Here is a 20,371-nt window from a genome sequence, read left to right as displayed (position 1 = left end):
TCGAGCCCTCAGGTGGCCGTCCCAGAGGCCGATGTACAGCGTATGGATGCGCCCACCTGGAGCCGGGAGGACCTGCGCGCGCACGTCGAGGGCGCGCAGGTGGTCGTGCGCGACCGCAGCGGAGCGGACGTGGACGCCCCCGAGTGGCTCGTCGGGGCGTCGCTCGGCGTCAGCGAGGCCAACTCCACCGAGAGCCTCGAGATCACCCACCCCGACGACCGCGCCGACCTCGTGGCCTCGTTCATGGAGGCGACGTGGAACCCCGGGGTCGTCGTTGAGCGCCGCATCCGGATCTCGTTTGCGGGGATGTGGCTGCACGCCCAGGTCACCTGGTTGGACCTCACCCGCCAGCCCGAGGTGGGTGGCGTCCTCTGCACGGTCCGGCTGGTCGACGGTCCACCGATCGAACCCCCGGAGCCCGGGCGAGGGGCGGCCGTCCACGCCGCCACCAACTGGGTCATCCTCACCCTCAGCCCCCGGGGCCGCATCAGCGCGGTGCGCGGATCGATCGAGGGGGTGCTCGGCTACGGCGTCGACGACGTCGTCGGCCGCTACGCCACCCACTTCGTGCACCCCGAGTCGATCTCCGGCGCGGTCGAGAACTGGATCGAGCTGCGGGAGCACCCGGAGCAGACGCGCACGTCACGCCAGGTCTGGGTGCGCGCCGATGAACGCCCCGTGTGGGTGGAGTCCACGTTCCTCGTCCTGCCCGACGGCGAGGTCGAGATGGTCATCGTCGACGTCGACGAGCGGGTGGCGAACGAGGAGGCGCTCGATCGCAGCCGCCAGGAGCTCGCCGCCCTGGCCGAGGACTTCCGCCTCGTCGCCGACGAGGTGCCGCTGCCGGTCTTCCGCTGCGACGCCGACGGCCGCATCGACTTCCGCAACGCCCAGTGGGACGAGTCGATGCCCGACCTCGGCGACGCCGCGACGTTGCACGCCGTCGCCCACCCGGACTCCCACGCCGACCTCGACGCGTTCCTGGCGATGCCGCCGGGGCGGACGTCGCGCTCGGTCGAGCTGCTCGGCGCCGACGGGCAGCGGATGCTGAGCCTGCGCGGGCGTGCCGTCGGCCGCGACGACGACCGACGCATCGTCGGGTCGATCACCGACATCACCGCGGCCCTGGAGCTGCACCGGCGGGCCACGCACGACCCGCTCACCGCGCTCCCCAACCGCACGCAGATCCTCGCCGACCTCGAGGGAGCTCTCGCCGAGGACCCGGACGGCACGCTCGTCCTGTTCATCGACCTCGACGGGTTCAAGGGGGTCAACGACACCTACGGCCACGACGTGGGCGACGAGGTGCTCGCGGAGGTGGGCCGCCGTCTGGCCGAGGCCGTCCGGCCCGGCGACCAGGTGGGTCGCTACGGCGGCGACGAGTTCGTCGTCGTGTGCCGCGGCGCGTCGGAGACCGCCGGTGACCTCGTCGCCGAGCGCCTGGCCGTGGGCGCGCTCGGGCGCGTCATCGAGCTCGACGGCACGACGTGGGCCCCGTCGGCGAGCATCGGTTGGGCGCGGCGGGAGGAGGGCGACGATCCGATGGCGCTCCTCCGCCGGGCCGACGCAGCGATGTTCGACGTGAAGCGCTCCCGACACGGCCGCGAGGGTGGTGACACACTCGGCCGATGACCGAGGACGCCAGCGGGCTGACCATCGTCGAGACCGGCCGGATCGTGCGTGTCACCCTCGACCGCCCCGAGCGCCTGAACGTGCTCGACGACGAGCTCCGCCGGGCGTTCGCCGACCTCCTCCACGAGCTCGAGGACCGGCCCGAGGTCTCGGTGCTCGTGCTCACGGGAGCCGGACGGGCGTTCTCCGCCGGCGCCGACTTCCGGCGCACGGCCTACCCGCCCATCGACGGCGACTGGGTGCAGCGCCGTCACGCCACCGGGAGCTGGCAGCGGCTGCTCGCCCAGCTCGATCGCATCCCCCAGGCCACGGTCGCCGCCCTGCACGGCCACGTCGTCGGCGGAGGTGCGCTGCTGGCCTCGGCGTTCGACATCCGCCTCGCTGCCGACGACACGCTGCTGCGGATCCCCGAGCTGGCGATCGGCATCCCGCTGACCTGGGCCGGGATCCCGCTGCTCGTCCGCGAGGTCGGGCTGCCGACCGCCCGTGACTGGATCATGACCTGCCGCGCCGTCGACGCCGTGGAGCTGCACCGCAGCGGCTTCGCGTCGAGGCTCGTGCCCGCCGCCGAGCTCGATGCCGCCCTCGACAGGTGCGTGGAGGAGCTGCTCGCCGTGCCACCCGGACCACTGGCGATGACCCGGGCGATGACGGCGGCGATCGGTCGCGCCCACCCGGCGATGCTCGCCGGGTGGGGCGATGCGGACCACCAGCACTGGTCGTTCACCGAGGACGAGTACCGCGACGCCGCTCGGGCCTACGCTCGACGGCTCCGCAGGGACTGAGCGCGCCGGTCGGCGATCACCGCGCCTCGAGCACGAGGTTGAACGGCGTCTCGGCCGCGACCCGCACGTCGGTGAATCCGGCGGCGTGCAGGACCTCGGTCAGCACGGCGGGTCCGGCCTGTGCCCCGAGGGCGTGCGGCCCGTCCTGGGCCAGGGCGCTCGGGGTGCAGAGGAACGTGGACCCCGCGTAGAACATGCGGGCGACGGGGTTGAGGTTGTCGTCGAGGTCATCGGCGGCACGCGGCTCGACCACCATCAGCACCCCGTCCTCGGCCAGCGCGGCACGAGCGGACGCCGCCGCTGCGACGGGGTCGCCCATGTCGTGGAGGGCGTCGAAGATGCAGACGAGGTCGAAGCCCTCGGCCGGCACGTCGCCGGCGTCGCGCACCTCGAAGCGGATGCGGTCGGCGACCCCGGCCGCGACGGCACCGTCGCGAGCCGCCTCGATCGACGGTGCGTGCGCGTCGATGCCGACGAAGGTCGACGCGGGGAAGGCCTGGGCCATGATCGTGGTGGTCAAGCCGTAGCCGCAGCCGACGTCGGCCACGCGGGCGCCGGCGGCGAGCCGGTCGACCACGCCGTCGAGGGCGGGGAGCCACTCCTGGACGAGGCTGCCGCGGTAGGCGGGCCCGTAGAAGCGCTCGACGCCGTGGTAGAGGCGGTGGTCGTGGTCGCCCCAGTCGATCGCGCCGTCGCCGCGGAAGGCCCGCTCGACCTTGGCGGTGTCGGCCCAGACCGAGGCGAGGATCTCGAACGCCCCGCCGAGGAAGACCGGCGACGTGTCGTCGGCGAGGGCGAGGGCCTGCTCGGGCGGCAGCCGGAACCGTCCGTCGCGGTGCTCGACGTAGCCGCCCGCGGTCTGGTTGCGGAGCCACTCGAGCACCAGGCGCTCGTGCGTGCCGGTGGCGGCGGCGAGCTCCGCCGCGGTGGCGCTCGGGACGTCGGCCAGCGCCCGGTAGAGCCCGAGGCGGTCGCCGATGTAGCCGGCGACGGCGCTCTCGGCGGCGGCGAGGTCGGCGACGGCGCGGGACATGAAGTCCTCGAGCCGCTGGGCGTCGACGGCAGGGGCGGGGGGTGCGGTGGTCATGGGGGTCCTCCTGTGGGGGACGGCAGAGTGATGCTCCAAACTGGAGTAGTGCATTCATACTCCAATGTAGAGTATTGTCAAGAGCCATGCGCACGCCCACGACCACCGGACACGTCCTGCTCGGGCTCCTCGCCCTGCGGAGCTGGACCGCCTACGAGCTGACCCAGCAGATGCGGCGAGCCGTGCGGTGGGCCTGGCCGCGGTCGGAGGCGAACCTCTACAACGAGATCAAGCGGCTGGCCGACGCCGGGCTCGCGGTCGCCATCGAGGAGGAGAGCGGCGGCCGGTCGCGCACGCGCTACGAGATCACCGACGCCGGACGGGAGGCGGTGACGGCCTGGCTCGGTCAGCAACCGCCGAGCGAGCCGAAGATGGAGCTCGAGGTGCTGCTGCGGACCTTCCTGGCCGACCTCGGGAGCGCGGACGACCTGCGGGCGTCGCTCGCGGCGACGCGCTCGTGGTGCCTCGACGTCGCCGCCGACGCCGCCACCGTCCTCGAGGACTACGTCGGCGAGCACCCGCCCTTCCCCGAGCGGGCCCACCTCAACGCGGCCTACGCCCACCTGCTCGCCGGCCACGTGCGCAACCTCATGGCGTGGTGCGACGACGTCGAGGCCGAGCTCGATGCCTGGGCCGGCGCCACCGCCGGCGTGGGACCCACCGCCGGCAGCCAGCGCATGTTCGCCGACGCCGTCGCCTTCTACCGGGGCGTGCTCAGCGAGCACGGACACGACGAGGGGGCGACGTGACCGTCCGACGCGACCCGGCCGAGCTCGGCACGGTGCTCGGCGTCTGGGCCCACCCCGACGACGAGAGCTACCTGATGGCCGGCACGGCGATGGCGGCCCTCGCCGCCGGACACCGCGTCGCGTGCGTGACCGCCACCGCCGGCGAGGCCGGCGAGTCCGCCGACCCGCGGCGCTGGCCCCCGGAGCGCCTGGCGACGATCCGTGCCGAGGAGCTGCACGCCGCGCTCGGCATCCTCGGCATCGAGGACCACACGATCCTCGGGCTGCCCGACGGAGGGCTGCCCACGGTCGACGACGCCGACGGCGTCGCGCTGATCACCGAGGTCGTCCGGCGGGTCCGCCCCGACACCATCCTCACCTTCGGCCCCGACGGGATGACCGGCCACCTCGACCACGTCGTCGTCGGTCGTTGGGCCGAGGCGGCGGTCGCCGCCACCGGGGCCCGCTGCCGCGTGCTCCACGCCACGACCACCCCGGACTGGGCCGCCGAGTTCGCCGAGGTGAACGCGCCGATCCACGAGTCGGGTCCGCCGATCACGCCGGAGCACGAGCTCGCCCTCGACGTGCACCTCGACGACGAGCTGCTCGACCGCAAGGTCGGCGCCCTCCGCGCCCAGGCGAGCCAGACGTCGGGGTTGGTCGAGGCGCTCGGCCTCGACACCTACCGGGCGTGGGTGGCGCGCGAGGCGTGGCGGGAGGCGTAGCCGGAGAGGAAGCCGGTGACGACGAGGTCGCAGAAGTCGTCGTCGATCGCCGGTCGGTCCATCAGCATGGCGAACACGAGCGGCCCGATGAGGAGGGCGCCGGCCTGTTCGACGTCGACGTCGGCGGGCAGGCTCCCGGCGTCGATGCCCCGCTGCAGCACGGCACCGAGCGCCTCCTTCTGGCGCTCCTCCAACCGCCGCTCGAGGTCGGCGAGGTCGTGCTGCTGCGAGCGCAACGTGAGCAGCGCGGGGAGGATGCGCGCCCACTCGGGGTCGTTCGACATCCGCCGCACCTGGTCGACGAGGGCCCGCAGGGCGGCCTCGAAGTCGAGCTCGTCGCCGGGAGGGTCGACCTCGGGGGCGCAGGACTCGATGACGTCGAAGAGCACCTCGTCGCGGCTCTCCCAGTGGCGGTAGATCGTGGAGCGGGCCACACCCGAGCGAGCCACGACCGCGTCGATCGTCACCGCGCCCGGTCCGCCCTCCACGAGCAGCTCGGTGGCGGCACGGAGCACGTTGCTGCGGGTGCGCGCGACGCGGACGTCCATGGTGACGCCCGACGTTACCCGTGACCGATGTCGCACCTCCGCACCCTTCCGTCGTCGGCCGAGAAATCGTACAGTACCGTCCTGTTTCACATCACTCCACCGAGGAACCCCGCCCCATGACCGCCACCCCGCCCGCCGAGGCCGAGGCGCACCACGCGCTGGTCACCGACCCCCGACGCCAGCGCCAGATCCTCGTCGCCATGTGCGCCGCCCTCGTCGCCGTCGTGGCGTCGGTGTCGGGCCTCAACGTCGCCCAGCAGGACCTGGCCCTCGACCTCCAGGCGTCGCAGAACGACCTGCTCTGGATCATCAACGGCTACACGATGGCCCTCGCCGCGCTCCTGCTGCCCGTCGGCGCCATCGGCGACCGGTGGGGACGCAAGCCCGTGCTGCTCGCCGGCCTCGGCCTCTTCGCCACCGCCAACCTCATGGGCGGCATGGCGGACTCGACCACGATCCTCCTCGCGGCGCGGGTCCTCGCCGGCGTCGCGGCGGCGATGATCATGCCGGTCACCCTGTCGGTGATCACGTCGAGCTTCCCGCCCGACGAGCGGGCCAAGGCCATCGGCATCTGGGCCGGCTTCGCCGGCGCCGGCGGCATCATCGGCCTGTTCGTCTCGTCGTTCATCGTCGACTACCTGACCTGGCCGTGGCTCTTCGCCATGCCGGCGGTCCTCGCCGTGACGTCGTTCGTGCTCACGGTCCCCGCGGTCGACGACTCGAAGGAGGTGCACGAGGGGCGCTTCGACGCCGTCGGCTCGATCGTGTCGGCGGTCGCCATCGGCGGTCTCGTCCTCGGGATCCACGAGGGCCCCGAGCGCGGCTGGGGTGATCCGCTGACGATGCTCGGCATGACCGCCGGCCTCCTCGGGCTCGCGGCCTTCGTCGTCTGGGAGCTCCGCCAGGACCAGCCGCTCCTCGACGTCCGGCTGTTCTCGCACCGCGGACTCGCGGCCGGGTCGCTGACCCTCCTCGTCGTGTTCGCCGTGATGTTCGGCGTCTTCCTCGTGCTGCCGCAGTTCACCCAGGCGGTGCTCGGCTACTCGGCGCTCAAGGCCGCCACGGCCATGCTCCCGATGGTGCTCGTGATGATGCCCCTCTCGGCGGCGGCCCCCGTGCTCGCGAGCAGGATCGGCTTCCGCACGATCCTCTCGATCGGCGTCGGCCTCTTCGCCCTCGGACTCGCGCTCCTCGCCCTGCTCGTCTCGGCCGAGGGCGGCTACATGTCGGTCCTCCCGGGCCTGCTCGTGCTCTCCGTCGGCATCGGCCTGTGCATGAGCCCGGCGACGACGATCATCACCGAGTCGCTGCCCGTCACCAAGCAGGGGGTGGCCTCGGCGCTCAACGACACCGTGCGGGAGCTCGGCGGCGCCATCGGCATCGCCCTGCTCGGTTCGGTCGTGTCCGCCGGCTACCGGTCGAGCGTGTCGGACGCGACCGTCGGCCTCTCCGCCGAGCTCGCCCACGAGGTCGAGGAGGGCATCGGCGCGGCGTTCGGCGCAGCACCCGCGCTCGGGGGCGACGCACCCCGGATCCTCCAGGCCGCGCAGTCGGCGCTGGTGGACGGGTGGCAGCTCTCGATGTGGTTCGGCGTGGGCGTCGCCGCCGCGACCCTCGGCTACCTCGTGCTGCGCGGCCCACGGCAGGGCGACATCGCGGCGGAGGACGTGCTCGACGCCGACCTCCCGGCCGGGGAGGCGCTGCTGTGAACACCGTCCTCGGGATCCTCGCCCGACTCGCCGAGGCGCGCCCGGGTCGCGTGCTCGTCGGCCTCCTCGCCCTCACCATCGTCCTCGGCGCCTTCGCCGGCGGCGCCCAGAGCGACAGCGAGCTGACCGCCTTCGCGCCCGACTCCGAGGCCGCCGCGGCGCTCGACCGGGTGCAGGAGGAGTTCGGAGCCGGTGGCGCGTCGCTCCAGGTCCTCGTCGACGCCGGCGAGGGCGGCAACGTGCTCGGCCCCGACGGCCTCGAGGCCGCACGCCAGGTGCGCGAGGCGATCGAGGGGTCGGGCGTGGACCTCGGCGACCGCGTCGCCCCGGTGTCGTCGTTCGACCAGGCCGGCGACCGGGCCGGTTCCCTCCTGTCGACCGATGCCGACCTCGAGGCCGGCACCGTGACCGCCGGGCTCGTCGTCGTGGACCTGCCCATCGACCTGACCGAGGAGGAGGCGCTCGAGGCGTCGACGACGCTGGCTGACGCGATCGACGCCCAGGTCGACGTGGACGGGATCGACGTCGACCCCTACAACCAGTACGTCCTCTCCTCGGCGCTCCAGACGGGTTCTGAGGAGGAGATGCCCCGTCTGCTCGGGCTGTCGTTCCTGCTCATCATCGGCATCCTGCTGTTCCAGTTCCGGTCGGTGAGCGACGTGCTGCTCGGCCTCGTCGGCCTCGTCGTGTCGATCACGTGGACGTTCGGGATCGGGGTCATCCTCGGCCCCGACGGTCTCGGGCTCGTCGGCCCGTTCTCGCAGATCTCGCTCATCGTGCCGGTGCTCATCGTCGGCCTCGGCATCGACTACGCCATCCACCTGACGTCGCGGTACCGGGAGGAGCAGCGCCACGGCGAGCGGCCTCCGGCGGCCGCGGCGATGGCCGTGCGCACCGTCGGCGGCGCCCTGGTGCTCGCCACCACCACCTCGGTCGTCGGCTTCCTCACCAACCTGGCGTCGCCCCTGCCGCCGATCGCCGACTTCGGCGTGTTCGTGGCGGTCGGGGTCATCTCCGCCTTCGTCGTCATGGCGATGCTCGTCCCGGCGGCGCGGAACCTCCTCGACGCCCGGCGGTCCCGTCGGGCAGCGACCTCCGCCGAGGCCGTCGCCGAGGCGCACCGCGGGCCGGGCGCGCTCGCGCTGCTGAGCGGCCGCGCCGCGGTCGTGGCCGAGCGCGCACCGAAGGCCGCGCTCGGCGTCGCCCTCGCGGTGAGCCTCCTCGCCACGGTCGCCGCGACCCAGGTGACGACGACGTTCTCCCAGGACGACTTCATCCCCTCGGACTCCGCGATCGGCCGGCTCATCGACCGCATCGCCGATCGCTTCGGCGGCGAGCTGACCGAGACGACCTTCGTCGTCCTCGACGGCGACCTCGCCACCCCCGCGGCGGCCGACGCGATGCTCACCGTCGCCCGCGACCTCTCGGGGACCGACCTGGTCCGCACCACCGGCGACGCCGCGCAGGTCAGCTCCCCCGCCGCGCTCGTGGCCGAGCTGGCCGCCGATCCGGACACCGCCGGGGCGGTGGCCGACCTGGGCTACGCGCCGGAGGCGGGCTTCACCGAGGCCGCCGACGTGGCCGGGCTGTACGAGCTCGTCCGCTCGGAGCTGCCGGCGCGCGCCGTCAGCGTGCTCGGCCCCGACGACGACGCAGGCGTGCTCGTCATCGCCTCCAACGCCGGACAGGACCGCGCCGGTGAGCTCGAGTCCCTGCTCCGGACCGCGGTGGCGCCGCTCGAGGAGGCCGGTCTGACGGCGACGATCACGTCGGAGCCGCTCGTCCTCGAGGAATCGCTCGACGCGCTCACGGCGAGCCAGACCCAGGGCATCGTCATCACGCTCGTCGCCGCCCTGCTGCTGCTCGTCACCTACTACGGCATCAAGGAGCGCAAGCCGCTCCTCGGCGTCATCACGATGATCCCCTCGCTCGCCGTCGTCAGCTGGGTGCTCGGCACGATGTGGGTGCTCGACATCAGCTTCAACGTGCTGACCGCCATGGTCGCGAGCATCGGCATCGGCATCGGCGTGCCGTTCGGCATCCACGTCACGCACCGCTTCCTCGAGGATCGCCGCCGCTACGACACCATCGACGAGGCGATCCGCATGACCGCCACCCACACCGGCGGGGCGATGGCCGGTTCGGCGTTCACGACGGCCGCCGGTTTCGGCGTCCTGGTGTTCGCGTCGCTCGTCCCCATGCGCCAGTTCGGGATGATCGTGGCGATCACGATCCTCTACTCGTTCGTCGCCGCCATCCTCATCCAGCCCGCCTGCCTCAAGCTGTGGGGCGAGTGGCGGGCACGTCGAGGCGACGTGGCCGAGCTGCACGAGCACGAGCGGCGCCGCTCGGGATCCGAGGTCCTCGTCGGGTCGTGAACGTCACGGCCCGCAGGCCGCGTCGGTCGGTTCTCCCTCGAACCGGGCCGCGGTCCACCGGAGGAGGTCGGGCACGAGGGGCGAGGGCTCCTCGACGAGCGCCACGTGGCCGAGTCCCTCGTAGGTGCGCAGCTCGACGTCCTCGCCCTGGGCGCAGAGCCGGGCGACGAAGCGCTCCTGCATGTCGGTGCGCACGAGCAGGTCGACGCCTCCCTGCGCGACGAGCAGCGGCACGTCGTAGGGGCCGTCGGGGACGTTCTCGGCCAGCCGGGCGGCCAGCGTCCCCTCCCCCACGCCGGTGAACGGCGTCATCTCGGTGGCGAGCGACGTGATGGCCGACACGGCGATCTGCGGCTCGGCCAGGCACCGGCCGGCCAGGCCGTCGACGACCAGGCGCCCGGTCGGCACCACGTGGTCGTCGCGGACGACGTCGTCGTAGGCCGCGTCGTACCCGGTCACGACGTAGGCGGCGAAGATGCTCCCGCCAGAGGTCACGTCGAGCACGTCGACCATGTCGCCGACGTCCGACACCGGTGCCAGGGCGGCGATGCCCACGACGCCGAGCTCGTCGGCGTCGCCGGGCCCGTCCTGACCGGTCCACAGCGCCACAGCACCCCCCTGGGAGTGGCCCCACACCACCGTCTCGTCGGCCAGGTCGAGCCCGTCCAGCTCACGCGCGGCACGGACGGCGTCGAGCACGGCCGGGGCGGTGGCCCCGCCCACCAGGTAGGGGTGCGGGCCCTCGGTGCCCAGACCCACGTAGTCCGAGGCGACGAGGACCCAGCCCTGGTCGACGACCTCCTCGTCGAGGAAGAACGCGCCGGCCTCCAGCCCCTCGTCGAGCAGCGACGGGGCGCAGGTCCGGTCCACACCTGTCGACCCGTGCGCCCACGTGACGACGGGTCGGGCACCCTGCCGCTCGATCGGCGCGACGACGACGCCGCTCGAGAGCGCGGGGCGACCGCCGATGCCCGTCGTCGTGTAGAGGATCCGCCACCCCTCGGCGCCGGCCGGCACGTCGAGGTACGGCTCGACGCGCACGAGGCGACCGGCCTCGTCGGGGACGTCGTCGGGCGTGGCGTAGAAGGAGGGGACAGTGGGCTCACCCCGGTGGAGCACGACGGAGGCCCCGGCGAGCGCCACGGCGACGACGAGCGACACGACGGCGCCGACGGGCGCCGCGACCCGGAGCACCCGACGCCCGGGCCGGGGCGGGACGAGCCCGGCCGCCGCCACCAGCTCCCGCACGCCGCCGACGACCAGCAGGATCGCCCCGAGCACCCCGATGCCCACGGCGGTGAGGTCCGGCCAGCGCAGGGCCACGCCACCGAGGAGGATCGCGGCGAGCCCCGCCGCCACCGCCGATGCCCGCACGGGGCGCGTGGTCCCACGCCGGCGGACGATCGCGGCGATCCCGGCGCCGATGACGGCGAGGGGGACGACGACGGCCAGCACGCGGACGGCGTGCTCGGGCCACGCCATGCCCGCACCGCCGACGACGAGGGCGGCCGCGGACGGAGCGGCGAGGGCGGCGTGCGACCGCGCGGCGAGCAGCAGCCGCAGGCCCTGGACCACCAGCGCAGCGGAGAGGAGCCACACGACCACCGCCAAGGCCGCCACCGGCCGCGGGAGGAGCCAGCCGCCGATCAGGACCGCGACGACGCCGAGGACGGCACGGACGCCGAGCGGTAGCCGCCACGCCGACGCTGTGGTCGGGCGACCACCGTGCTCTCCACCCATCGAAGGCCGGACGCTAGCGCCGGCTCGCCATGGCCGTCCCTTTTTTGTAGTGTTTGCTGTAGAAAACCCCAGGAGGATCGATGTCCGACACCCTGCTCACCCCGTCATCGACGCGCTCGCCGGTCGTCAGCACAGCACTGGCCACCGTGTCGGGGCTCGTGCTGGTCACGGTCGCCGTCACGGCGATCGGCGTCGTGCTCGGGGAGGAGGTGGCCGGGGCACTGGGCGTCGGTCTCTTCGTCGGCATCTGGGGAGGCGCCGGCTTCGGCTTCATGGTGGCTGCGGCCCGACTGGCGGCCAAGGCGCAGGAGAGCGCCGGGCACTGAGCGATCAGGAGCGGGGCACCCGGAAGCGCTCGCGGTGCTCCGGGTCGTGGAACCCGATGACCGCCCACGCCTCGCGCTCCCCGGCACGGCGCATGCCCTCCACCCGGTGGTTGCCGTCCTCGAGGACCATCTGGTCGTCGCGCCAGGTGACGACCACCGGGGGCGGCTCCCACCCCTCCTCGACCTTCTCCTCCAGGTCCTCGACGTCGTCGCGCCAGTCCTCGTCCTTCACCGGCACGAGGACCGGATCGCCCGGCGGCCCGGCGAGGCGGTGCAGCTGGTCGATCGGGACCTGCACCGGTCCGAGCCACCAGAGGTCCTGGTCGCTCAGGATCTCCCCGAGCTCGGCGTTGTCGCTCCCGGGGCTCGCGAGGAACTCGGCGACCCACGCGCCGAGCTCGTCCCGCTCGCCGGCGCGACGGGCCGACGCCAGGTCGAACCGCTGGTCAGCGGTCATGTGAGGCCTCCACCTGTGATGACGCACCCTCGAGCAGGTGCACCGACTCGTTGAAGCTGTGGAGCGTCCAGCGCTCCCTGTCCTTCTCCCACTCCCACTCGGTGAGCCCGGTGTTCGTCGGCTGGATCCGCGTCCCCGTGCCGGGGTGCGGGATGCCGAGGAGCACGCGGAGCGAGGCCATGATCACCCCGGCGTGGCACACGGCGACCACGGTGCGACCGACGTACTCGTCGGCGAGGCGATCGAGCACCTGGCCGACGCGGGTGTGGAAGCCGTTCCAGCTCTCGCCCTGCGGCGCGAAGACCCGGTCGGGCTCGGCCTCCATGTCGAACCCGCCGTACTTCACGCCGTACTCGGCCCACTCGAGCCCGTCGGCCTCGCCGGTGTGCACCTCGCAGAGGTCGTGCTCGTGGGGGAAGGTCTCGAACCCGAGGGCCGGGGCGATGATCTCGGCCGTCTCGATGGCCCGGGGGATGGTGCTCGAGAGCAGCACGTCGGCGCGCACCCGACCGGTGCGGGCCAGGTGGTCGCGGAGCGCGGCAGCCTGCTCGCGGCCGACGTCGGTGAGCCCCGCGCAGCCGCGGGGACCGCCGATCACCCCGTGGAAGCCGGCGTGCGCGGCGCCGTGGCGCACGAGGACCAGGTTCACGAGCCCGACCGGGCGACCCGGATGCGATCCACCGGCAGCTGCCCCGAGTCGACGGCGTCGAAGCTCCAGTCGGGCTGCTTGCGGGCGTGGGCGTCGTCGAGGATCGCCTCCCCGTCGACGATGTCGACGATCGGGGCGATGAAGTAGGGATCGACCCGACCCTCCTCGTCGTCGGGGTCCCGATCGAGCGCCCGCTGCACCTGGTCGGGGAACAGCTCGAGCGCGCTGGTGACGACCCGCTGGTGCTGCTCGGCCAGGGTGCACCGGGCGCCTCGGGTGACCGTGTTCAACCGGTCGTCGAGCGCGAGGAGCGCCGTCTCGTCGGCCCGGCCGGTGCGCACCCGCTCGAGGAGCCGGGTGATCGTCGTGCCGTCGAGCTTGCACGGCAGGCACTGGCCGCAGGACTCGATCGACAGGAACCGCGACACGCCCTCGGCGAGGGCGACGAGGTCGGTCCCGTCGTCGAGGACGATGAACCCGGCCGCGCCCAGCCCGGATCCGGCGGCGGCCATGTCCTCGTAGGTGAGGGGTGTGGCGAACAGCTCGGCGGGGAGCACGCTGCTCGCGACCCCGGACAGGGCGGCGGACCAGCGGCGGCCCTTGCGGGGGTCGCCGGCCACGAGCGCGATGACCTCCGACAGCGGGGTGCCCATCGCCACCTCGACCACGCCGCTGCGCTCGACGTCGCCGGAGATGGTGCACACGACCGTCCCGGGGGAGTCCGCGGTGCCGACCTCCCGGAACCAGTCGGGCCCCTCCGCGAGGATCATCGCGACGTGCGCCATCGTCTCGGCGTTGTTGACCAGCGCCGGGTCGCCGGTGCCGGGCCCGGACGGACCGGTGAGCTCGGCCTCGGCGCTGGTGTCGTCGGTCGGATCGATGCCCCGGCGGTACGGCGGCGCCACGCGGGGGAACGGTCCTCGCCCGGCCAGGACCTCGAGCAGCGCGGTCTCCTCCCCGAAGAGGTACTCACCTGGACCGCCGACCACGGAGAGGGCCATGTCCGGAGCCCAGCCCGCGGCCTCGACCTCGCGCATCGCCGCCTCCATCGCATCGCGCTCCCCGGTGAACGACGCCTTCGTCGCGACGACGACGCGGTCGGCGTCGACCACCGACGCTGCGATGAGCGCCCCCTCGAGGACGCGGTAGGGGTTCCGGCGGAGCAGCATCCGATCCTTGAACGAGCCCGGTTCGCCTTCCGCGGCGTTGACCACGACGGTCACGGCGACGGTCGGGTCCCGGTTCTCGACGACCGTGCGCCACTTCGTCCCGGTGGGGAAGCCGGCGCCGCCCCGCCCGCGGAGGCCGGCGGCATCGAGCTCCTCGATGACGGCGAGGCCACCCATCCGCAGCGCCGCCTCGAGCCCTGCGCCGCCTCCGCGCTCGACGTAGGCCTCGAGGGACGTGACCGGTTCGGGATCGAGGACGCGCGTGACAGCAGCCATGGGTGGCCCCCTTCCCCCCGGTCGCGACCGGTAACCCCGCGCGCACCCTCAGCCGGTCGCGCCCTCGTCGCTCGGCGGGACGTAGAAGTCGGTGGTCGCCCGCTCCCAGCCGGCCGCGACGTCGGCGGCGACGCCCGCGGCCTCCGACGCCCGGCCCCACGCGGCGCTGCTCGCCCGCATGGCGGCCTGGATCGCCGGGTCGGCGTCGGCCTGCTCCGGGGAGCCCATGTCGACGCCGTCGAGGTGCCCGGCGAGCCCCAGGAGGGCGAGGTCCCAGCCGACCCCGACGGCGCCAGGACCGAACTGGTCCCACATCTCGGGCGGCACGACGGCGGAGTGCTCGAGCGTCAGGGTCGTCGACGACGTGGCGTCGGACCGGAGCCGCACCTCGACGATCGATGAGTCCTCTGGACCGGGCGCCTCGCCGAAGATCCACGTGACCTGGAGGCGCGTCGGCGCCTCGCACACCCGGATCTCCCCGCCGGCGTTGCCCTCGAGCTGGTAGTGGCCGCCGAGGCGCAGCTCGCCGGTGATCGGCAGGAACCAGCGGGGGATGCGCTCGGGCGAGGTGATGGCGTCCCAGACGTCGTCGATGTCGGCGTCGTAGGTGCGCTCGATCACGACCACCTTCGCGGCCCCGGCCGGCAGCGTGCCGTCCCGCAGCGTGCGCTCGGCGTGCTCGATCTCCTGGATGAGGTCCTTCATCGTCCTGTCGTCCCCTGTCGTGGTGGTCGGTCGGTGGTGCGCCGCTCGCGGCGGCCGCGAGCCAGCTCGGTGGCGAGGGCGTCGAGGTGCTGCTCCCAGAACTGCCGGAGCCCCGCGATCCAGTCCTCGACCTCGGCGAACGCCTCCGGTTGCACGGCGTAGAGGCGACGCTGGCCCTCGGGGCGCACGGTGGCGAAGCCGCTGTCGCGCAGCACGCGCAGGTGCTGGGAGACCGCCGGCTGGCTGATGCCGAACTCCGTGCCGATGCGGGCCGCCACGTCGCCGGCGGACATCTCACCGCCGGCGAGCAGCTCGAGGATCCGCCGTCGGACGGGGTCCCCCAGGACGTCGAACGCCTCCATGTCCGACGGTCTATCAGGAACCGCTTATATACGTCAAGGCTGATGCTGTCCGGGCGATGCGTCTGGGTCCAGCCGCAGCGCCCGCACGGCGGGACCGTCGAGCACCTGGCCGTCGGCCGCGAAGCGGGACCCGTGGCACGGGCAGTCCCAGCTGCCCTCGGCCCCGTTCCAGCGCAGCGCGCACCCCAGGTGCGTGCAGGTGGGGCCGGTCCGTCCACGCGACAGCCGGTCGCCGACGAAGTGCCCGGCGACCTCGAGGTTGCCCTTCACCGTGTCGCCGAGCGTCGCCGCGCCGCCGATCCGCGTGGCATCGAACGCCGCGTGCCACGGCCCCTCCCGTCCCCCCAGCAGGTCGGCGAGGAGGCGTGCCGCTGCGGTGCCGTTGCTGAGGCCCCACTTGCGGAAGCCGGTGGCGACGAACGTGCGCGTCGACATCGGCACACGTCCGACGTAGGGGATCCCGTCGACGGTCGTGTGGTCCTGGGCCGACCAGCGGTGCACGACGGCCTCGACGTCGACGTGCGCCCGGGCCCACCGCTCCAGGTCGTCCCACCGGTCCGGCCCGACGTCGGCCGCGCCGGTGGGGTGCGAGGACCCGACGACGACCAGCCCGGGTCGCCCGCCGTCGTTCCACGGACGGGTCGACATCCCGCCCGGTCCGACGTCGATGTGCATCCCCTGCGGCGCGTCGGACCCCAGCCGCAGCGAGATGCCGTAGGCGCGCGTCGGGCGCATCCGCGCGAAGAACCCGCCGCGGTCCAAGAACGGGATGAGGGTGGCGACGACCACCTGCGCCGCCCGCACGCGCCCGGATGTGGTGTGGACGACGGCGTGGTCGTCGCGCTCGTCGACGCCCGTCGCCCGCGTGCCCTCGACGACGTGCACACCCTCGTCCGCCAGCGCCCGGGCCAGACCCGCCGTGTACCGCGACGGGTGGAGGAGGATCTGCTCGTCGGCCCGTAGGGCCAGCACGACCTCGAACGGCAGGTCGATGTCGGTGGTCGCGGTGTAGGTGCACCCGGCTCGGGTCGCGGCGTCGTGCTCGGCCTCGAGGTCGCCCCTCATCTGCTCGTCACGCACGTAGGCATAGGCCGGCGCCCGTCGGAGGTCGCAGTCGATCCCCAGCTCGGCGACGAGTGCGGCGACCTCCTCGACCGCGGCGCGGTTCGCCGCGGCATAGGCCTGCGCCCGCTCGACGCCGTGCCGCTCGATCAAGGATGCGTACACCATGCCGTGCTGCACGGTGACCTTCCCCGTGGTGCCGCCGGTCGTCCCCGCTCCGATCCGGTCGGCCTCGACGAGGGCGACCCGGTGGCCGTCGCGCCGCAGGAGCAGCGCGGCGGTGAGACCGGTGATGCCGCCGCCGACCACCGCGACGTCGACGTCGAGGTCGCCGTCGAGCGGAGGGAAGTGCGGGTGCTCGGCGGTGGCAAGCCAGGCGGATCGGTGCTCGGACATCCGGCCCGCCTACCCCGCTGCCGTCAACGTACCCCGGGTCGGGGGGATTGCCGCAAGCGGCTCCGGCGGGGTTCGATCACCCAGCTCGGGCGGAGGGTCCGCACTGGCGGGAGGGGGACACGTGCGTGCGTTGCTGTCGACGATCGGGACCCGTGGCGACGTGCAGCCGCTGGTCGCGCTGGCCGAAGCCCTACGGGAGCTCGGGCACGAGTCGCGCCTGTGCGTGCCGCCCGACTTCGCGGGGTGGGTGCGCTCGCTCGGCTTCCGCGTGACGACCGTGGGGCCGCCGCTGCGCACCCCGCCGGCCACCCCGACGCCGGACATCGCCGCACCACCGACGGCGGAGCAGCGGCGGGCGCTGGCCGAGGCGTCGGTCGCCGGGCAGTTCGAGGCGCTGGACGATGCCGTCAGGGGCTGCGACGTCCTCGTCGCCGCGACTGCGCTGCAGATCGGCGCACGGTCGGTGGCGGAGGCCGCCGGGATCCCCTACGTGTTCGTCGCCTACTCGCCCGTGGTCCTCCCCTCGACCGGACACGCGCCGCCCTCGATCCCCGAGGGCACGGTCGAGGACGTCGCCGCGCTGTGGGCGCGCGACGCTGCCCTCTTCGACGCGATGTTCGGAGAGGCCCTCGACGCGCACCGGGCGGCCCCGGGGCCTGCCGTCCGTCGGGGGCGTGCGCGACCACGTCCTCGGTGACGTCCCCTGGCTGGCGGCCGATCCGGTACTCGCCCCCTGGAGCGATCCGGAGACCGTGGTGCACACGACCGGCGCCTGGTTGCGGCAGGGCACCCCGTCGCCCCTGCCTCCGGAGCTGGACGCGTTCCTCGACGCCGGTCCGCCCCCGGTCTACGTGGGCTTCGGGAGCATGGCGGGCGCCGCCGAGGACGGACGCGCCGCGCTGGATGCGGCGAGGGACCTCGGTCGGCGCGCGGTCGTGGACCGGGGGTGGGCGGGCCTCGCTCCCGCGCCGGCCGACGACCTGCTCGTCGTCGACGACGTCGACCACCGGGCGCTCCTGCCGCGCGTCGCCGTCGCCGTCCACCACGGTGGGGCCGGGACCACGACGGCCGCCGCCCTGGCCGGCGTCCCTCAAGTGCTCGTCCCTCAGCAGTACGACCAGTACCACTGGGCCCGGCGCGTGTCCGAGCTGGGCATCGGCACGGAGGTGTCCCGCCACGCCGCGAGCGTGGCGTCCCTCACCGCCGCGCTGGACGCGGCGTCTGACCGGGTGACCGTCGAGCGCGCGGCGGACGTCGCAAGCCGCGTGCGCACCGACGGTGCGCTGGTCGCCGCCGAGGCCGTCGTGGCCACGGCCTCGGCGGCGGGATGATCAGCGGTGCAGGTCGAACCGATCCAGGTTCATCACCTTGTCCCAGGCCTTCACGAAGTCACGGACGAACCGCTCCTTCGCGTCCTCTGCCCCGTAGACCTCGGCGATGGCCCGGAGCTGGGAGTTCGAGCCGAAGACGAGGTCGACGGCCGTGGCGGTCCAGCGGGTCTCCCCGGTGGCCCGGTCCTTGCCGTCGTAGTGGTTCTCCACGTCCTGCGACGTCGACCACTCGACCCCCATGTCGAGGATGTTGGCGAAGAAGTCGTTCGTCAGCACGCCGGGGCGATCGGTGAACACGCCGGCCGTGGAACCGCCGTGGTTGGCACCGAGGGCCCGCATGCCCCCGACGAGGACCGCCATCTCGGGAGCCGACAGCGACAGCAGGTTGGCCCGGTCGAGCAGCAGCGTCTCGGGCGAGAGCTTCTCGCCCGGCCGCAGGTAGTTGCGGAACCCGTCGGCGGTGGGCTCGAGGCAGTCGAACGACTCGGCGTCGGTCATCTCCTCGGTGGCGTCGGTGCGCCCGGGCGTGAAGGGCACGGTGACGTCGAACCCGGCGTCCCGGGCGGCCTTCTCCACCGCGGCGCACCCGCCGAGGACGATGAGGTCGGCCAGCGACACCTTCTTGCCACCCGACTGCGCGCCGTTGAAGTCCTGCTGCACCCGCTCGAGGGTCGACAGGACCGAGGCCAGCTGCTCCGGCTCGTTCGACTCCCAGTCCTTCTGCGGCGAGAAGCGGATGCGAGCGCCGTTGGCACCGCCGCGCTTGTCGGTGTCGCGGTAGCTGGCGGCCGCCGACCACGCGGTGGCGACGAGCTGGTCGGTGGTCAGGCCGCTGTCGAGCAGCGTCTGCTTCAGCTGGGCGACGTCGGCGTCGTCGACGAGCTCGTGGTCGACAGGCGGCACCGGGTCCTGCCAGATCTGCGGCTCCTCGGGCACCCACGGGCCGAGGTACCGCTCGATCGGGCCCATGTCGCGGTGCAGGAGCTTGAACCAGGCCTTGGCGAACGCCTGCTCGAACTCCTCGAAGTTCTCCATGTAGCGGCGCGAGATCTGCTCGTAGATCGGGTCGAACCGCAGGGCGAGGTCGGCGGTGGACATCATCGGCGCGTGGCGGATCGATTCGTCGCCCTCGGCGTCGGGCACGAGGTCGGACCCGGCACCGTTGGCCGGCCGCCACTGCTTGGCGCCGGCCGGGCTCTCGTGGAGCTCCCACTCGAACCCGAACAGCGTCTCGAAGAAGCTGTTGTCCCAGGTGGTCGGCGTGGGCGTCCAGGCACCCTCGAGGCCGCTGGTGATGGCGTCACGGCCCTTGCCGCTGCCGTGGCTGCTGATCCAGCCGAGACCCATGTTGTGGACCGGGCAGCCCTCCGGCTCCGGGCCGACGAGGTCCGGGTTGCCGGCACCGTGGGTCTTGCCGAACGTGTGGCCACCGGCGATGAGCGCGACGGTCTCCTCGTCGTTCATCGCCATGCGGGCGAAGGTCTCGCGGATGTCACGGGCCGACGCCAGCGGGTCGGGGTTGCCGTTGGGTCCCTCGGGGTTGACGTAGATGAGCCCCATCTGCACCGCCCCGAGCGGACCGGTGAGCTCGCGGTCGCCGGCGTAGCGCTCGTCGCCGAGCCAGGTGTCCTCCGGGCCCCAGAAGACCTCCTCGGGCTCGAAGATGTCGTCGCGCCCGAAGGCGAACCCGTAGGTGGGGAAGCCCATCGACTCGAGGGCCACGTTGCCGGCGAGCACGAGCAGGTCGGCCCACGAGATCTTGCTGCCGTACTTCTGCTTGATCGGCCAGAGCAGGCGACGGGCCTTGTCGAGGTTCGCGTTGTCCGGCCAGCTGTTCAGCGGTGCGAACCGCTGCGAGCCGTCACCGGCGCCGCCTCGGCCGTCGGCGATGCGGTAGGTGCCGGCGGCGTGCCACGACATGCGGATGAAGAGGCCGCCGTAGTGGCCGTAGTCGGCGGGCCACCACTCCTGCGAGTCGGTCATGAGCGCCGTGAGGTCGGCCTTCAGGGCGTCGTAGTCGAGCGACTCGAGCTCCTTGGCGTAGTCGAAGTCCTCCCCGAGCGGGTTGCCCCGTGGCGAGTGCTGGTGCAGGACGTTCAGATCGAGCTGGTTGGGCCACCAGTCGCGGTTGGTGTGCGGCCGTCCGCCGGTCTTCGGCTCCGGCGCGTCGATCGCCGGGTTCTCGCTCTCGCTGGTGCTGCGGGTGTTCTCGGCGTTCTCAGCCATGTCCCTCTCCCCTGTGGTCCCTCGTCGTGGACCGACCGTAAACCCGGGCGCAGGGCCGATCCAGGGGTATCCGACGCGAT

At 73.3% G+C, this 20,371-nt stretch carries 19 protein-coding genes; 9 read left to right on the top strand and 10 right to left on the bottom strand.

The features are described 5' to 3' along the window. Positions 1-42 precede the first annotated feature (42 nt). Both GH723_RS03625 and GH723_RS03620 read left to right on the top strand, forming a co-directional pair. Positions 43-1,632, top strand: coding sequence for a diguanylate cyclase (locus GH723_RS03625; RefSeq protein ID WP_195210507.1), 1,590 nt, complete (start codon positions 43-45; stop codon positions 1,630-1,632). Next, a complete protein-coding gene (locus GH723_RS03620; RefSeq protein ID WP_153758367.1) occupies positions 1,629-2,417 on the top strand; it encodes an enoyl-CoA hydratase/isomerase family protein in 789 nt (262 codons plus the stop codon). The genes GH723_RS03625 and GH723_RS03620 overlap by 4 nt, the downstream gene beginning before the upstream one ends. Before the next feature lie 16 nt (positions 2,418-2,433). On the opposite strand, the gene GH723_RS03615 is transcribed toward GH723_RS03620, so the two are convergent. Further along, positions 2,434-3,504, bottom strand: a complete 1,071-nt coding sequence (locus GH723_RS03615) for a class I SAM-dependent methyltransferase (RefSeq protein ID WP_153758366.1) — start codon at positions 3,502-3,504, stop codon at positions 2,434-2,436. A gap of 86 nt (positions 3,505-3,590) precedes the next feature. Between GH723_RS03615 and GH723_RS03610 the strand changes: the two genes are divergently transcribed. Both GH723_RS03610 and GH723_RS03605 read left to right on the top strand, forming a co-directional pair. Continuing rightward, complete coding sequence (locus tag GH723_RS03610) at positions 3,591-4,253, top strand: PadR family transcriptional regulator (protein WP_153758365.1); 663 nt, start codon at positions 3,591-3,593, stop codon at positions 4,251-4,253. After that, positions 4,250-4,957, top strand: coding sequence for a PIG-L deacetylase family protein (locus GH723_RS03605; protein WP_229023031.1), 708 nt, complete (start codon positions 4,250-4,252; stop codon positions 4,955-4,957). Before GH723_RS03610 ends, GH723_RS03605 begins: the two co-directional genes overlap by 4 nt. On the opposite strand, the gene GH723_RS03600 is transcribed toward GH723_RS03605, so the two are convergent. Then, positions 4,915-5,505 (bottom strand): TetR/AcrR family transcriptional regulator, encoded by a 591-nt coding sequence (locus GH723_RS03600; RefSeq protein WP_153758364.1) that lies wholly within the window; start codon positions 5,503-5,505, stop codon positions 4,915-4,917. The genes GH723_RS03605 and GH723_RS03600 overlap by 43 nt on opposite strands. Before the next feature lie 116 nt (positions 5,506-5,621). Between GH723_RS03600 and GH723_RS03595 the strand changes: the two genes are divergently transcribed. Both GH723_RS03595 and GH723_RS03590 read left to right on the top strand, forming a co-directional pair. Continuing rightward, positions 5,622-7,214, top strand: coding sequence for a DHA2 family efflux MFS transporter permease subunit (locus tag GH723_RS03595; protein WP_153758363.1), 1,593 nt, complete (start codon positions 5,622-5,624; stop codon positions 7,212-7,214). Continuing rightward, positions 7,211-9,592 carry an efflux RND transporter permease subunit gene (locus GH723_RS03590; RefSeq protein ID WP_195210506.1) on the top strand — a complete coding sequence of 794 codons (2,382 nt, stop codon included), beginning with the start codon at positions 7,211-7,213 and terminating at the stop codon, positions 9,590-9,592. The genes GH723_RS03595 and GH723_RS03590 overlap by 4 nt, the downstream gene beginning before the upstream one ends. Before the next feature lie 3 nt (positions 9,593-9,595). On the opposite strand, the gene GH723_RS03585 is transcribed toward GH723_RS03590, so the two are convergent. Then, entirely contained in the window at positions 9,596-11,332 is a 1,737-nt protein-coding gene (locus GH723_RS03585) for a lipase family protein (RefSeq protein ID WP_153758361.1), read from the bottom strand. An 80-nt stretch (positions 11,333-11,412) separates the two neighbouring features. Here GH723_RS03585 and GH723_RS03580 point away from each other — a divergent pair, with 80 nt between their 5' ends. Then, complete coding sequence (locus GH723_RS03580; protein ID WP_153758360.1) at positions 11,413-11,658, top strand: hypothetical protein; 246 nt, start codon at positions 11,413-11,415, stop codon at positions 11,656-11,658. 4 nt (positions 11,659-11,662) lie between these two features. Here the strand turns inward: GH723_RS03580 and GH723_RS03575 are convergent, their stop codons facing one another. From GH723_RS03575 to GH723_RS03550, 6 genes are read right to left on the bottom strand one after another with little or no spacing between them, the layout of a single operon-like run. Further along, positions 11,663-12,115 carry a ParB N-terminal domain-containing protein gene (locus GH723_RS03575; RefSeq protein WP_153758359.1) on the bottom strand — a complete coding sequence of 151 codons (453 nt, stop codon included), beginning with the start codon at positions 12,113-12,115 and terminating at the stop codon, positions 11,663-11,665. After that, complete coding sequence (locus GH723_RS03570) at positions 12,105-12,764, bottom strand: histidine phosphatase family protein (RefSeq protein WP_195210505.1); 660 nt, start codon at positions 12,762-12,764, stop codon at positions 12,105-12,107. Before GH723_RS03570 ends, GH723_RS03575 begins: the two co-directional genes overlap by 11 nt. Continuing rightward, the gene (locus GH723_RS03565; RefSeq protein ID WP_153758357.1) at positions 12,761-14,209 is read right to left on the bottom strand and encodes an NADH-ubiquinone oxidoreductase-F iron-sulfur binding region domain-containing protein; all 1,449 of its coding nucleotides are present in this window, start codon (positions 14,207-14,209) and stop codon (positions 12,761-12,763) included. Before GH723_RS03565 ends, GH723_RS03570 begins: the two co-directional genes overlap by 4 nt. 48 nt (positions 14,210-14,257) lie before the next feature. Beyond that, entirely contained in the window at positions 14,258-14,914 is a 657-nt protein-coding gene (locus GH723_RS03560) for an SRPBCC domain-containing protein (RefSeq protein ID WP_153758356.1), read from the bottom strand. Next, the gene (locus GH723_RS03555) at positions 14,911-15,276 is read right to left on the bottom strand and encodes an ArsR/SmtB family transcription factor (RefSeq protein ID WP_153758355.1); all 366 of its coding nucleotides are present in this window, start codon (positions 15,274-15,276) and stop codon (positions 14,911-14,913) included. The genes GH723_RS03560 and GH723_RS03555 overlap by 4 nt, the downstream gene beginning before the upstream one ends. A 33-nt stretch (positions 15,277-15,309) precedes the next feature. Then, entirely contained in the window at positions 15,310-16,734 is a 1,425-nt protein-coding gene (locus GH723_RS03550; protein WP_153758354.1) for an FAD-dependent oxidoreductase, read from the bottom strand. A 121-nt stretch (positions 16,735-16,855) separates the two neighbouring features. Between GH723_RS03550 and GH723_RS18710 the strand changes: the two genes are divergently transcribed. Continuing rightward, positions 16,856-17,431, top strand: a complete 576-nt coding sequence (locus tag GH723_RS18710; RefSeq protein WP_229023030.1) for a glycosyltransferase — start codon at positions 16,856-16,858, stop codon at positions 17,429-17,431. Beyond that, on the top strand, positions 17,409-18,065 hold the full coding sequence (locus tag GH723_RS19105; protein ID WP_324248595.1) for a glycosyltransferase: 657 nt from the start codon (positions 17,409-17,411) through the stop codon (positions 18,063-18,065). Before GH723_RS18710 ends, GH723_RS19105 begins: the two co-directional genes overlap by 23 nt. Here GH723_RS19105 and katG read toward each other — a convergent pair whose 3' ends face one another. Continuing rightward, entirely contained in the window at positions 18,066-20,291 is a 2,226-nt protein-coding gene (gene katG / locus GH723_RS03535; RefSeq protein ID WP_153758351.1) for a catalase/peroxidase HPI, read from the bottom strand. Between the last annotated feature and the right edge of the window lie 80 nt (positions 20,292-20,371).

Origin of the sequence: Actinomarinicola tropica (genome assembly GCF_009650215.1) — a bacterium.
GTDB classification, from domain to species: domain Bacteria; phylum Actinomycetota; class Acidimicrobiia; order Acidimicrobiales; family SKKL01; genus Actinomarinicola; species Actinomarinicola tropica.
Note: the sequence above shows the minus strand (reverse complement) of the source record. Positions and strands in the feature narration are given on the sequence as shown.